Origin of the sequence: Paenibacillus sp. FSL K6-1318, from assembly GCF_037976905.1 — a bacterium.
GTDB classification, from domain to species: domain Bacteria; phylum Bacillota; class Bacilli; order Paenibacillales; family Paenibacillaceae; genus Paenibacillus; species Paenibacillus amylolyticus_A.
In genome coordinates this window covers 2,220,305-2,234,321 of record NZ_CP150270.1, presented here as the reverse complement: position 1 = coordinate 2,234,321, position 14,017 = coordinate 2,220,305, and the positions used below count along the sequence as shown (strand labels likewise).

The following is a 14,017-nucleotide window of genomic DNA, read 5'->3' as shown; positions in this document are numbered from 1 at the left end:
TTCGATATGATCGATGGGGGATGTCCAATGAAGTCCAAGAAGAAAAAGAAAAGTGCTGCCATCCTGATTTTCCTGGGTATTTTAATCATTATGATTGCAGCATTGGTTGTCGTAGACCAGCAATCCAAGAAGCAGATGGATTCGGTGGAAAATGCTTATGGCATCGCTGCTTCCAAGCTCAATCCAGCTACTCGGGAGCTACTTAGTGATCCGAACTATCAACAAATTATTGTACCCACTGATCTCAAAGCCAAAATTGATAACAAAGATAGCTTCTTTGTGTATTTCTTCGCTTCCGACTGCTCACACTGCCGTGCCACAACACCTCAGTTGATGCCACTAGTTGACAGTGAAGGTATCGAACTTCCGCAGTTCAACCTGCGCGAATTCGAAGCGGGATGGACTGATTACAACATCGAATTCACGCCTACACTCGTGTATTATGAGGCTGGTGTCGAGAAGGATCGTATGGTTGGCGGACTGCAAGAGAATGGCAGTGACCAAGGCTATACACTGGATGATTACAAACAATTCTTCCAAAAATATAAAGGCAGTGCCGCTCCTTCGGCAAGCTAACGGATAGAAATATGACGCAACATTCAAAAACACCCCGACCTTTTCCTTTACAGGAATCGTCGGGGTGTTTCATATACATGGAACTTCAGATCCATGGAATGCTCATTTGAATGCTAACGCTGATTACGGTTCAACTTTCCCCCTGATCCATCGCCTTCATCTTCTCTTCATATATTCGTCCTCTGGTAGGACTCCGGCGCTGAGGAATATTAGGCTTCAGCTCAAGCGATCTTGTAAGTATCTCCTGTTCCAGTGCCTCATCAACAATACGTATGGACAAATCCCTATAAGTCACAGACTGAGCGTCGGGCTCAGACAGTTGCTTCACGATTTCCTTTACTTCCTGTACCAAAATCCCAAGCTCAATTCCCAGAGTCGTATCAGGATAAGGTTCCAGAAGATCAACCGAACTCTGTAACATCATGATGCCTCCGCGGAGATTGCCATTCCTGAAGTGGTACAAACCAACAGCAATCTGCAACAATCCCTTATAGAGAGAATCCCGATCCCGCTCAAGCCACAATTCTTCCAGCACCTCATGGCACTCGAAATAATCCTGATCCCGATTGAAGTAGATTAAGTAGTCAATGTAAAGTGGCTCATAGTTGCTCATCCGGATTTTCGCCCTTTCTGGCGTTGTTCAGAAGTTCTTTCACATCATCCAGCAAGTCTTTGAGCCCTTCCATGTCATGTCGTTCCCAGTAATCGTTAAAACGCTTCTGTGCCTCAATCGCTTCACTGACAAGGTGGTAGAAGTACAGTTGATGAATGATATTCAATGTTCTTGATACAATATTGGAATCATCCTCAAAGGCCTTCTGGGCCTCCAGAATCTGCAGTCGAATCGCAGACATCTCATTATCCAGTACAAAAGCGGCCTCAGCCGTTTTTTTCAACCTCGCACGCATGTCATCCGGCAAGCTTTCCCGAAACTTGTAACTCAGAGAATGTTCAATGGTAGCCCAGAAGTTCATGGCAAGCGTCCGGATCTGAATCTCGGCCAATACGATCTTTTGTCCCAGAGCCGTCTGAACGGGATATTCAATAATCATATGGAAGCTGCGATAGCCGCTCTCCTTGAAATTCGTAATATAATCTTTCTCAATTAATACCGTGAGATCCTTACGGCCTCGAATATACTCGGCAACCCGACGGATATCATCTACGAACTGGCACATAATGCGGATACCTGCAATATCCTCAATGCCTGTTTCCACGTCATCAAGCGACACATTCAGTCGTCTGGATTTCTCCAGAATACTGGATATTTTTTTGACACGACCGGTAACGAATTCAATCGGGGCATACTCTTCCCGTTTCTTCAGCTCCGCCCGCATTGTCTTAAACTTGACTTTCAATTCCTCTACCGCTTGTTCATAAGGAAGTAAAAATGTACCCCAGTCTCTACCGTCCATGCTTATGCCTCCTGTCTCTATAGCGTCCCCTGTTCTATTCCATTATACATGATGTTTGGTGGGGGGAAGAGTCCCGAACCATTTTACGCTCTTCCATGCTTCTATATTTTCATTCTGGGGATTCACATTCTTTCTTAACGATGCTCCGCACCAACCGCTTCGGAGATATGACCATAACCGTCTTTGCGCAGCAACTCACGCAGTCCGGCATGAATGCGCCGATTCACCTCAGGACCTTCATAGATCAATGCTGTATATATTTCGACCAGACTTGCTCCGGCTTTAATTTTCTCGTATGCATCCTCACTTGTGAAAATGCCCCCTGAACCGATGATCGGAAGTTTGCCTTCGGTCTGGCGATAGATCTGGCGAATAATCTCCGTTGAACGGTCACGTAAAGGTCTACCGCTCAGACCGCCCGTTTCCTTCGCATGTTGGTGGGAAAGTCCTGCGCGACTGATGGTTGTGTTCGTTGCAATAATGCCTGCAACACCACTGTCTGCAATCGTGCGAACCATATATTCAAGTTCCTGATCATTCACATCTGGTGCGATCTTCACCAGCACGGATTTGATCGCTCCACCCGCTCGTGCATGCTGCACGTTCATCTCGTTCATGACCGCAGCGAGCAGTTCCTTCAATTCATTCCCATGTTGCAGATTACGCAAATCCGGTGTATTTGGTGAACTGATATTAACCACAAACAGGTCAGCATAATCGTATAGCGCCTGAATGCACTTCGAATAGTCCAGGTGAGCTTCTTCATTAGAAGTTGCCTTATTCTTGCCGATGTTAACAGCCACTGGAATGCGACGATCCTGAAGACGCGCCAACTCACCAGCCATGGCTTCCGCACCCAGATTGTTGAAGCCCATCCGGTTCACCAAAGCCTCATCTGGAGGTAAACGGAACAACCGTGGCTGATCGTTTCCTGGTTGTGCAAGTGGCGTCACCGTTCCCACTTCCATGAATCCAAAGCCAATGGAAGAAAAGCCCGTTACGGCCTGTCCGTTTTTGTCCAGACCCGCAGCCAGACCGACAGGTGTAGGGAAATGACAACCAAACATGTCAACAGCCAGATCAGACGTTTCACGAACGCCGTACATCACACGCAGCCCGGAAGGAACCGGACGGATACTGCCCACGCCACTAAGGCCGCCAATAATCAGATGATGGGCCTGTTCAGGGTCCATTTTGAACAACAAAGGTTTAGCAAGACTTCTGTATAACAAATCACTCACTCCGTTCTGGTCCGGTACGCCAAAAAGCCGTTTTCCGTCTTTTCATATGTAAAAAAACACTCTACACACAAGTCTATCTGTTTCTTATTAAAAAGGAAAGTAGTTTGCGCATAGACAGCACAAATCGAATGATGCAAAATGCTCACAAGAAATCCACCCGCCTACTGGAAATGACGAGTTGAATTCTTTACAATGAGAGCATGGTTACTCTACACCAGTTCTATTCCAATAAGGAGGAATAACTCATGGCTCCCAAACGTAAACCACCTGCATTACAGCAAAAGAAAGAAGAAGTGAATCGCAAAGCCATTGCATGGACAGCAGCCAGTGTAGGCGGCTTGATCATCATCATTGGTGCTCTTATCATTATTGCCAACATGTAGATGATTCAGGCTGATTCCATCTGATTCTACATATCCAGCAGATTAATTCAGCCAGTGATACGTTTTGTTCGGATTATTCTGCTTAGGAACAAGCGTATGCTGATAACGCTGCTTCGCTTCTGGAACAAGCGTTAGATCTGGCAGCACATCTTCTCCAATGCGTACCGGAGTGCCTTGCGGAGCGAGAGCGAATAACTCTTCTACATCTCCTGTACGCATTCTCACACATCCAAGGGACTCATCCAGTCCGATGCTGTCTGGCTCGTTGGTTCCATGGATGGCATAATTCGTATTCGAGAGTTGCATACCTCTGCTTCCGAACTCCCCGTTCGAGCGTCCATTTGGATTGACCACTTTATCTGTAATAACAAATGAACCCTCCGGTGTTCGATCACCGCCAAGTCCCACATCATACATACGAACAATGGTATCCCCACTGATTAATGCAAGTTTGTGTTTATCCTTATCAATGACAATCTCAAGCGGTTCCTGCAAAAAAGGCTGACCTCCCAGCGTATCTGCAAAAGCGGTATTGTTGCCTTGAGATGAATTCGAAGTCGTTGAACCATTCTCTTGACCACTCGAATCGCTTTTTCCTTCCTGTGCCTTTCCTTGATGCAAAGCTAACAGCTTCGGAAACATCTCGGTCATTCCTGGCGCAGTTTCCCCCAGAATATTATTCGGAAATGGCTGGGCCATTTGCGTTACGCTCTTGGGCCAAGCGTTATTTTTTTTGCGATAGGCAACGATTGCACTTGATAATGATGCAGCGGCTTCCTGCTTGGCGGTCCACGCCAAGGCCATCTTTTTGATTTTCGGCGTGACTTCAGGAGGTTCACAGTTACATTGCTTGGCATCATAACTCTGTGCCGTTAATTTCCCGCTCGTATTGGTTTGTACTATGTATTTCACAGGCATATTTCGCTTCCATAAAGACCAGTCATCTGAGGTTTGCATACCCAATACAGCCGAAGTCGCTACTTTTGGGCCTGATCCGGACCAGGCAGCTGCGAGCGCAGCTTCTCCATGGTTGCCTCCACCAAATGCCGCAGCGGTGAACACATTACTTGGCGCAATGGATGCAGTCCCAGTCTGTTTATCCGCTTCTACAGGCGCTGCGATGTCATCTGTGGATTCCAGTGCTGCTGACAGTGCGTCAGCTGCTTCACGACTGAAGCCCGGAGCATCCGCAGGTGGCAGACCTGCCAGCACAAGCAGCATTAACAACGTAAGCCACATTTTGCGTCTACGTTGTTTTTTCTCTTTTTGCTCAGACATCTCCACCAATTTCTCCTGATAGTCCACCCAGATGTCAGCAGGTGCTTTACTACGTTCAAATGCCTCGTAAACTTCTCCTGCTTGCTGGAAACAATAGTTGGCTTTCGCCTCCTGCCCTTCGCCCAAGTACTCCTTTCCAAGCAAGTACCAAGCCATTTTGTTGTCGGGATGTTTCTTGACATATGTTCTTAGATGAGTATTTTGCATCCGATCCTCCACTATTTCGCCTTTTGCGTATATCATTATATATCGGCATAATCAGGCGTTAAATCCATAGGACTTCAGTACCCGGTGAAAAAATGAGTTTTCGACAATGTTCGTCCTTGATCATCGATCATATGTTCACAGTGTAATGGAGTCATAAAAAAAAGCACCCTCCCTTGTCGTTAAGACAAAAGAAAGTGCTCTGTGTTCATAGGAGAAATACTTAGCCTTCTTTATTGAAAGGCTCGTCCGCTACTTTGATGGAATCTGTAGGGCAGCCATCACATGCATCCTGCATATCGTCAAACAAATCGTCTGGAATAGCTTTGACACCATGGTTAGCATCTCCGTCAAAGATAACTTCTGCCAAACCTTCATCATCGTAATCGTAGATGTCTGGAGCCGTTGCTCCACAAGCGCCACATGCGATGCATGTGTCTTTTTCAACCCAAGTATATTTACTCATTTACATTCTCTCCTCCTAAAATTCGAAACGTACAGTGTTTTTATCTAGAAACATATTAATACAAAGTAAGAATAATTACAAATCATTTTCCAACCACAAGTCTCTATTATCCCTTATTTAATCAAGACTTTGCAAGTTATCTTTTTGCAGGGAAGTGCCCCGCACTTTATGATTGCGAAGCAGCACGGAAGGATCATCTCCAAGCATGCCTGCGGTCACAACAGCATTCTCACCAAATTTATCACGTAACTGATCCATAATGCGAATCAGATTGTCCTTCTTGGGCTTCTGCTCATATTCGAACAAGTCCATCTGCACAGCAGATTCTTCTCTTGGAATCAGGTTTTGGAGTGTCACGCCCAGCATGCGTACAGGCTTACCACTGCCCCAATGCTTCGCAAATAATTGACAGGCTTCACGATAGATGACCGATGCATCCTCCGTTGGTACTTCCATCAAACGTGATCGGGTGATCGTCTTCATATCCGGTGTCCGAATCGTAATCTGAATACCCTGGCTAAACATTTCGTGCTTGCGCAATCTTCTGGCTACCTGGTCACTTATATTGAGGAAAACCCGATGAATATCATTCACATCTGATACATCCGCCGGTAAAGTAGTCGTATGCCCAATGGATTTATTGGCTTCCCGTTCAGCATGAACCGCGGAATGGTTAATGCCATTCGCAGAATTTTTGAGCCACGCTCCATTGACTCCGAATAGTTCGGTCAACATGTTCTCATCTGATTTGGCCAATTGCCCAATCGTTTCAATGCCCAGTTTTTTTAGCTTTTCAGCCGTCTTTTTGCCAATGCCAAACATTTCGTTACATGGCCTGTGCCAAAGAATCCGGGGGACATCCCTCATTCGTAAAATGGAGATACCGTTCGGTTTTTTCAGATCTGAAGCCATTTTCGCCAATAACTTGTTGGGTGCAATGCCAATGGAACAAGGAAGCCCCAACTCATCCTTGATTCTACGCTGAATGCTCTCCGCAATCTCCATTGGATTTCCGAATTGCCTCGAACCTGTAATATCAAGATAACACTCATCAATGGACGTCGCCTCAAGTAGAGGGGTATAACTATACGCAATTTGCATGAAGTTTCTTGAATATTTGCGATATAAATGAAAATCAGGACGAATCACAATGAGATCAGGGCACTTCTTCATGGCTTGGTTTACAACCATACCTGTTGAGATCCCTCGGTTACGGGCGGTATATGAGCAGGTGACGATTACACCCTTGCGCAGTTCACTGCTGCCCGCAACGGCTGTTGCTTTTCCTCTATATAGATCCGGTTCCTCCGCTTCATGTACAGAGCAGTAGAAAGCATTCATATCCACATGCAGAATCACCCGTCCGGCAGTAGGGTAATATTGATCCACATTCGCTGGAGGATTGCCCTCTGAAGACATCATGAACCCCCGCCCTTTCATGCACACTAATTAATGAAACCTAATTCGCTTTCTTCTATAGTATATCAAACCCGTTATGTAAATTCAGTCACGGGCTTTTATTTTCTGCGAGAATTGATTAAAGATCGAATAATCAGCCAACCAACACTCACAAAAAGAATTAAAGTGATCAGGGCAATAATCGTATTTTCCCATAAAAAAGTCAAAATCAACCCTCCTTTTCTTCCATATATTCCAATTAAAATTCAATAATAGATTATAACATACATCCGGATTATGAATAACATCCTTCGTTTTGCTCTAAAATCCGATAATTGTTACATGAAACTGCGATTTCTATGTAGCATTTGGCTATAATGGTGCTATAATAATTAATTATACAAATTGACGACTTTAGGACAAATCAGCGCATCGAGTTTAACACAGTGTAGCGTTGCCGAATCGAAGGATTCGTCCATTAACGTACTTAACTGCTTTTCCCAACTTACAATCCAAACTTTTAAAAAAGCGCTTTATCTCAAAGGAGGATCTTCATGTCAAAGGCCATTTCCATCTTCGATACGACTTTACGTGACGGCACACAAGGGGAGGGTGTCAGCTTATCGGCAGACGACAAACTCAAAATTGCCAAAAAGCTTGATGACCTGGGTGTCCATTATATTGAAGGCGGAATTCCCGGCAGCAACACCAAGGACATTGAGTTTTTCAAAAGAGTCAAGGAATTGAACCTGAACGCAAAGGTCGTTGCTTTTGGTAGTACACGCCGTAAAGGCAGCATCGCTAGTGAAGACGCCAACCTGAAGCGCATGATCGAATCGGGGGCACAGGCTGCCACCCTGGTCGGTAAATCATGGGACTTCCATGTGCATACCGCTTTGCAGACTACATTGGAAGAAAACTTGTCCATGATCTATGATTCCATTGCCTATCTGAAACAGAATGGTATGGAAGTGATCTTTGATGCAGAACACTTCTTTGACGGATTCAAACATAATCCGGAGTATGCTCAAGCTGTCTTGACCAAGGCTCACGAGGCTGGAGCGGACTGGCTTGTCATGTGTGATACGAACGGTGGGACCATGCCGAACGAGGTACATGAGATCGTATCTACACTACACAGAAGCCTGCCTCATGCACATCTCGGCATTCATACACATAATGATTGTGAGCTGGCTGTCGCTAATACACTCAGCGCTGTACAAGCCGGAGCTCGTCAGGTTCAAGGAACGATGAACGGGTATGGAGAGCGTTGTGGTAACGCCAATCTCGCGTCCATCATTCCGAACTTGCAACTGAAGCTAGGCTATGAATGTGTTACAGAAGATTCAATGAGACAGCTTACAAACGTGGCCCGTTACGTCAGCGAAATTGCTAATGTGAATATGCCGATTAATCAGCCTTATGTTGGTAATGCTGCTTTTGCTCACAAAGGTGGCATTCACGTCTCTGCCATCCTCCGGGATTCCCGTACTTATGAACACATTGTGCCTGAACTTGTCGGTAACAAACAGCGTGTGCTGGTTTCGGAACTTGCTGGACAAAGTAATATTGTGTCCAAAGCACAGGAATTGGGTCTTGAGTTCGATCCAAGCAGTGCCAATTCACGTCAGATTATTGAGAAAATCAAAGATCTGGAGCATCAGGGTTACCAGTTCGAAGGTGCAGATGCATCGCTCGAATTGTTAATTCGTGAAGCGAACGGTGACATGAAAGAATTGTTCACTTTCGAATCATTCAAAATGCTTGTGGAGAAAACGGCAGGAAAATCCGTTGTTTCTGAAGCTTTTGTCAAACTTAATGTGGCTGGAACAAGTGTCTATACCGCTGCTGAAGGAAACGGTCCGGTGAATGCACTCGATAATGCGCTTCGGAAAGCGCTGGTGCAATACTTCCCTTCACTTGCCAACATGCATCTGTCGGACTACAAAGTGCGTGTATTGGATGAGAAGGATGCCACAGCTGCCAAAGTTCGTGTATTGATTGAATCCAAAAATACAGAGAACACATGGAACACTGTTGGTGTATCCGAGAACGTGATTGAAGCAAGTTGGGAAGCTCTCGTGCACAGTTTCCGCTATGCATTACTCCAAGAAAAATTGCAGGATGAGCCGGGTACACTCCCTATTCCTGCTCACGGGTTAAGCAACCACTAAAGCTTATTTCCCGGAAAATAAAAGGAAGCCTCTGTATCCATTTTTCATGGATGCAAAGGCTTCCTTTTTTACTAAAAATTAATTTGCGACAAGCTCTTTAATCTTGCGTTCCAACTCTTTTTCAGGCAAAATGCCCAAGATTACCTCCTGTATAACCCCTCTGGAGTCAATTAGAACATTCGTCGGGAAAGCCACTCCATTATATTGAGCATATACAGTCCCCTTCTCGTCCAAGGGAATAGGGAACGTCAGTTGGTACTCATCCACAAAAGCTTTGGCATCCTTGAGTTTATCGTAAGATGTTACATTAACGCCATACAGATCAAGCTTATCCTTGTATTTCGCAGCCATTCTATTCAGTTCCGGAGCTTCCTGCTTACATGGCTCACACCAGGATGCCCAGAAACTGACGAACGTGGCCTTATCTTTGGCACCGCCCACACTGTACGTCTTTCCATCCATTGCTGTCAGAGAAAAAGCAGGTGCCAGAAGACCCGCACGTGGTCCCGTCTCTGTAGGCATCGGTTCTTCCTGCTTAAAGACCGCTGCAATGCCGTCACCCGCATTCTGGGCCAGTGCAATACCAACCAGCAAGACAACACCAAGGAGTATGTATATGTTTCGTTTCATAACCCGCCACCCTTTTATATAATTAGCCTATTGAAACTGAAACCATAATTTCTGTGCATGCTAAATGTTGATCACGCTCTATGACAGTTCATTAAAACATGATTCCCAACTGTTCTCTTTAATATTGTACCCTTTTCCTTTAAAATTTTACAATCGGAAGCACACAAAATAAAATGAAAAAGGACTCCTGCCTAAGCAGGAGCCAAAGAGAGAGGGGTGAATACAAATGGCAGCACTTCACGGGCAGCAAAACATCTTCTACATCCCTTCTTCCATAGAAAAAGAGATGTCAAAGCACATGTTCCTTTCGCTGCCGCAAGAAGCCTGCGGGGTTTTGCTGGGTGAAACCGCAGCGGGCGGCATACGAATCAGTCGGTTTCAGCCCATTCGTAACGTAGCACCTGACCCGCTGCACCATTTTGCATTGGACGATGCCGAATGGATTCGGTGCGTATTCTCCGAACCTAAGCTCATTGGCATCTTCCATTCTCATCCGCATACAAGGCCCGTTCCATCCGTAGAGGACATCCAAGCGCTTCCGGCTTTCGCCGGTTTACTCCAGATGTACCTCATCGGCTCACCTGACCTTACAGCCGGATTACGATCTCATATGCATCTGAACGGTTATCAGATTGAATCCTCCAAGGTACAACAAGATCAGTCACACCACATTGTTCCTTCATACAATCTGCTTCCCGTTCCATTATGCGTGACTTAATTGGGTATACAGATCCCCCAAGGTCTCCACATTTTTACGAGTCATGTCCTCCAGGTAGCAGGACCATAACTGCGCAGTCATTTTCGAATCTTCCAACGCATGGTGACGTCCATAGATTGGAATACCTCTGGATTCCAGCAATTCATCCAGACCGTACCCCGGCCTGCTTGGTTCAAGCCAGCGGGCCAGCATCATCGTATCGATTAAACGATGCGTCAACCTTACCTTGGAAGTCCGCCACAGAGCTGCATTCAGAAAGGCTCGGTCATGCGCACTTGCGTGTGCAATCAGAACATTTCCACCTACAAAAGACATGAAATCATGCAGCCCCTCCAGCAAAGTTGGTGCGTCCAGCGTCATCTGTTGTGTAATACCCGTCAGTTCAGTAATATGTTCCGGAACCGCAGTCTTGGACTGCACCACCGTATAGAACTGTTCTCCTTCCAGCACTACACCACCATGTATACGGACTGCACCAAATGAGATAATCTCATCCCCATGCTGGGGAGAGAAACCCGTCGTTTCGAGATCAAATACAACCGCGTCCAACTCATTTAGAGGCGTATGCAGCACCTCAGGTCGGCGCTGTTCTCTCATCATCGAGCGGATAAACGCCATGTGTTGCGCCGTAGGGGCTCCCATGATGGAAGCGATGGCGGAAGGAACCCCTCCCTGACGCAGCGAATTCCAGAATCCTGTATTGCCCCTTACCGGCTCTCTCATGGACGTCTCCTTTCTGCAAAACGCAACTGTCTTTGCAAAGCACGATGCACTCGTCGTACCAACCCGAGCGTATCCCTGAGCTCATAATGAATCTGTTTTTGTTTCATCTGTTTCTCATCCAGGAACCCACTGCTATGCTGCAAGTCACGTTGGATGACAACTGGTGTACTTCTACGGAATTTCAGAGCAGCAATGAAGGCCCGCTGGCATGCATCCAGTAATGTAAACGGAACAGCCTCAAGGGATGTCAGTCTCTCCATTCTTTTTAACGTAGACGACTCCTTAATCCCATGTTGCAGAGCCAAATAACGGGCACTGTTCACCAGCGGAATATACAAGCCATACTTAACATCAAATCCACCTGCATGTTCACCGAATCGCTCTGTGACCACACGACCAAGTACATTTAATGTCGCTTTATGTTTAACCGTATTGCGAAGAACTGCATCCGAAAGTTCAGCAACCAGTCTAAACTGTTCATAAAAACTTGTGATCCATTCCTCTGCCAGGCTTTGCTCCCCTGCAACAAAACGCATGTCTGAAGCAATGATCAGATTACGAACGGGCTCCCAATTTAGATCCGAGCTCCAATCTGCTAATTGTTGCTTCCATGACGCCAGCGTTTTTCTCCAGAGCGGCTCTGAGCACATGACTTTGCCTTCGCACTTGGCGTAACCAAGCTCTTCCAACATATCCGTCATCCGCTGTCCGAGCTGAGCAAAATATTTCTCTTTATCTTCATGCGGAGTATCGCTAATGATCATGCCATTATCCTGATCACTCCATAACGTTGCTTCTTCCCTGCCGGAACTGCCAAATACGATAAAGGCATAGGGGACGGGAGGTTGGCCGAAGCCCTCCTCAACCATCCCCTGAATGCATAACTCTACTGCTTTCCGTGCAATCCGGTCATGCAGTTCATTTACCGTTTGGTACCACTCGATCGGCGACAAGGAAGCGGACAACAATTCCTGGAGCTCGTTCTGTAATATCACACGTGCCTGGCGCAGTTCTTGAGAAGACACCGCACCATCGATTCCCTGATAAGACCAGGAATAGTTTGTATACGAGATAGGTTCCATCATGTCCAGCCTCCTTGAAGCATGATTCAGCATCATTCACCTCAGGAGCTGAACGTACCACCATTGGATTTAGAATCTACATTTTTCATTTGTTCAGGGTATCCGTAAGTACCGTGCTCACTGATATCCAGACCCATTGTTTCTTCTTCTTCAGTAACACGGATGCCCATGATCGCTTTCATTCCGCCCAGAATAATGAAGGACATTACTAGTACGAAGGCAAAAGCACCTACCAGACCGAGAAGCTGTACGCCCAATTGGTGGAATCCACCGCCATAGAACAGACCCGCTTGACCTACACCCGCATGCTCAGCAAGTTCTGGTGTAGCGAACAAACCTGTGGAGATTGCTCCCCACATACCAGCAACACCGTGTACGGAGAAAGCGTAGATTGGATCGTCAATTCCTTTACGATCGAAGTACTGTGCTGTGAAGAATGTGATAACACCAGCCAAAGCACCGATAACCAGAGCTGCCCAAGGTTCAACGAAGGCACAAGCACCTGTAATTGCAACGAGTGCCGCAAGCACACCGTTCAACATGCTAGGAATATCGGACTTGCCAAGAACTGCCCAAGAAATCAACAGTGCAGCAACACCACCAGCTGCAGCAGCTACGTTAGTAGTCAATGCAACATAACCAAAGAATCCATCGTCCAAGGCAGTTAACGTACTACCTGGGTTAAATCCGAACCAACCGATCCAGAGGATAATTACCCCGAGTACGGAATACACTTGGTTATGACCTGGAATGATGTTAGGTTTGCCGTCTTTGTTGTATTTACCAATACGTGGTTTCAACAAGATGGTCGCTACCAAGGCTGCAGTCGCACCAGTCAAGTGAACAACCGTCGATCCTGCAAAGTCTTGCATACCCAGCTCAGCCAACCAGCCGCCGCCCCATACCCAGTGAGCAACAACCGGATACATGATAATGGTATAAAGTGTACCGAAAACAATATATACGCTCATCTTTGCACGTTCAGCCATACCACCGCAGGCAATGGCCAGAGATACCGCCGCAAAAGCGAGGTGGAATACGAATTTAACAGTCAGTGGAACATCGGAGAAAGCCAGTGATTCGAAGGAAGCAGCCATCTTGTCACCGCTCAGGAAGAATCCTGTTGTTCCAAAGAAGCTGTTACCGTTACCGAAACCGAGACCGAAGCCCAAAGCCCAGAAGGCAATAACTGAAATTCCCAATGTCAGGATGGTCTTACCCGCAATGTGTCCTGCATTCTTCATTCGTGTTGAACCCGCTTCAAGTAAAGCAAATCCCCCTTGCATCAAGAACACGAGTACAACAGCCAGAAACGTAAAGGCTGAGTTCAAACCACTTTGAAGTTCAATGTTAGTCGGCCCCTCCGCAGCTGCGAATGCACTGACCGGAAAAGCGAATAAAGTAAGCATTACTAACACGGAAACTAACCATTTCTTTCTCATATACCCCACTCCCTCTTATGTTAAGTTTCTTCACATATCGTGAAACTCTTAATGTCATTATAAGCAGAAGAGAGGAAAGTTGACAAGAGTATTTTCATCAAAACTGAAAATTATTTCTGGGAATAAAGTCATACGTCTTTTTCTTGCACTTAAGTACATAATCACATTCTATGAGCACATAGATATAGAAATGAAGCATGCTGATTACCGAAAGCATAACGTTTGACTGTACGGTTAAAGATCATGTATCATACTTATTAGTAAGAAAAATTGGGCGTAGTATATAA

The 14,017-nt window shown here is 46.0% G+C and carries 14 protein-coding genes; 4 read left to right on the top strand and 10 right to left on the bottom strand.

Going from position 1 to position 14,017, the window contains the following annotated elements; all coding sequences use genetic code 11:
• Window positions 1–27: 27 nt before the first annotated feature.
• A complete protein-coding gene (locus NYE45_RS10050; protein ID WP_047842389.1) occupies window positions 28–576 on the top strand; it encodes a thioredoxin family protein in 549 nt (182 codons plus the stop codon).
• A gap of 130 nt (window positions 577–706) precedes the next feature.
• Here NYE45_RS10050 and NYE45_RS10045 read toward each other — a convergent pair whose 3' ends face one another.
• From NYE45_RS10045 to NYE45_RS10035, 3 genes are all read right to left on the bottom strand, one after another.
• The gene (locus NYE45_RS10045; RefSeq protein WP_340016546.1) at window positions 707–1,189 is read right to left on the bottom strand and encodes a DUF309 domain-containing protein; all 483 of its coding nucleotides are present in this window, start codon (window positions 1,187–1,189) and stop codon (window positions 707–709) included.
• A complete protein-coding gene (locus NYE45_RS10040; RefSeq protein WP_062833658.1) occupies window positions 1,176–1,991 on the bottom strand; it encodes a GTP pyrophosphokinase family protein in 816 nt (271 codons plus the stop codon). Before NYE45_RS10040 ends, NYE45_RS10045 begins: the two co-directional genes overlap by 14 nt.
• 134 nt (window positions 1,992–2,125) lie before the next feature.
• A complete protein-coding gene (locus NYE45_RS10035) occupies window positions 2,126–3,223 on the bottom strand; it encodes a quinone-dependent dihydroorotate dehydrogenase (RefSeq protein ID WP_340017347.1) in 1,098 nt (365 codons plus the stop codon).
• A 254-nt stretch (window positions 3,224–3,477) separates the two neighbouring features.
• Here NYE45_RS10035 and NYE45_RS10030 point away from each other — a divergent pair, with 254 nt between their 5' ends.
• Complete coding sequence (locus NYE45_RS10030) at window positions 3,478–3,615, top strand: hypothetical protein (RefSeq protein WP_017689367.1); 138 nt, start codon at window positions 3,478–3,480, stop codon at window positions 3,613–3,615.
• 42 nt (window positions 3,616–3,657) lie between these two features.
• Here the strand turns inward: NYE45_RS10030 and NYE45_RS10025 are convergent, their stop codons facing one another.
• The 3 genes from NYE45_RS10025 to NYE45_RS10015 form a co-directional block, all read right to left on the bottom strand.
• Window positions 3,658–5,100, bottom strand: coding sequence for a L,D-transpeptidase (locus tag NYE45_RS10025; RefSeq protein WP_340016545.1), 1,443 nt, complete (start codon window positions 5,098–5,100; stop codon window positions 3,658–3,660).
• 220 nt (window positions 5,101–5,320) lie between these two features.
• Complete coding sequence (locus tag NYE45_RS10020) at window positions 5,321–5,563, bottom strand: ferredoxin (protein ID WP_017689369.1); 243 nt, start codon at window positions 5,561–5,563, stop codon at window positions 5,321–5,323.
• Between the two features lie 117 nt (window positions 5,564–5,680).
• A complete protein-coding gene (locus NYE45_RS10015) occupies window positions 5,681–6,982 on the bottom strand; it encodes a DNA polymerase IV (RefSeq protein WP_260986575.1) in 1,302 nt (433 codons plus the stop codon).
• A gap of 533 nt (window positions 6,983–7,515) precedes the next feature.
• Between NYE45_RS10015 and cimA the strand changes: the two genes are divergently transcribed.
• Complete coding sequence (gene cimA, locus NYE45_RS10010; protein WP_340016544.1) at window positions 7,516–9,135, top strand: citramalate synthase; 1,620 nt, start codon at window positions 7,516–7,518, stop codon at window positions 9,133–9,135.
• 78 nt (window positions 9,136–9,213) lie between these two features.
• On the opposite strand, the gene NYE45_RS10005 is transcribed toward cimA, so the two are convergent.
• Window positions 9,214–9,765: a TlpA disulfide reductase family protein gene (locus NYE45_RS10005; protein ID WP_340016543.1), complete on the bottom strand. Its 552-nt coding sequence runs from the start codon at window positions 9,763–9,765 to the stop codon at window positions 9,214–9,216.
• A 226-nt stretch (window positions 9,766–9,991) separates the two neighbouring features.
• On the opposite strand from NYE45_RS10005, the gene NYE45_RS10000 reads away from it, so the two are divergent.
• Window positions 9,992–10,483, top strand: coding sequence for a M67 family metallopeptidase (locus tag NYE45_RS10000; protein ID WP_340016542.1), 492 nt, complete (start codon window positions 9,992–9,994; stop codon window positions 10,481–10,483).
• On the opposite strand, the gene NYE45_RS09995 is transcribed toward NYE45_RS10000, so the two are convergent.
• The 3 genes from NYE45_RS09995 to NYE45_RS09985 are packed head-to-tail and all read right to left on the bottom strand — an operon-like array spanning window position 10,469 to window position 13,730.
• On the bottom strand, window positions 10,469–11,206 hold the full coding sequence (locus NYE45_RS09995) for an exonuclease domain-containing protein (RefSeq protein ID WP_062833651.1): 738 nt from the start codon (window positions 11,204–11,206) through the stop codon (window positions 10,469–10,471). The genes NYE45_RS10000 and NYE45_RS09995 overlap by 15 nt on opposite strands.
• On the bottom strand, window positions 11,203–12,291 hold the full coding sequence (locus NYE45_RS09990; RefSeq protein ID WP_340016541.1) for a DUF294 nucleotidyltransferase-like domain-containing protein: 1,089 nt from the start codon (window positions 12,289–12,291) through the stop codon (window positions 11,203–11,205). Before NYE45_RS09990 ends, NYE45_RS09995 begins: the two co-directional genes overlap by 4 nt.
• Before the next feature lie 38 nt (window positions 12,292–12,329).
• The gene (locus NYE45_RS09985) at window positions 12,330–13,730 is read right to left on the bottom strand and encodes an ammonium transporter (RefSeq protein WP_340016540.1); all 1,401 of its coding nucleotides are present in this window, start codon (window positions 13,728–13,730) and stop codon (window positions 12,330–12,332) included.
• Window positions 13,731–14,017: the final 287 nt, after the last annotated feature.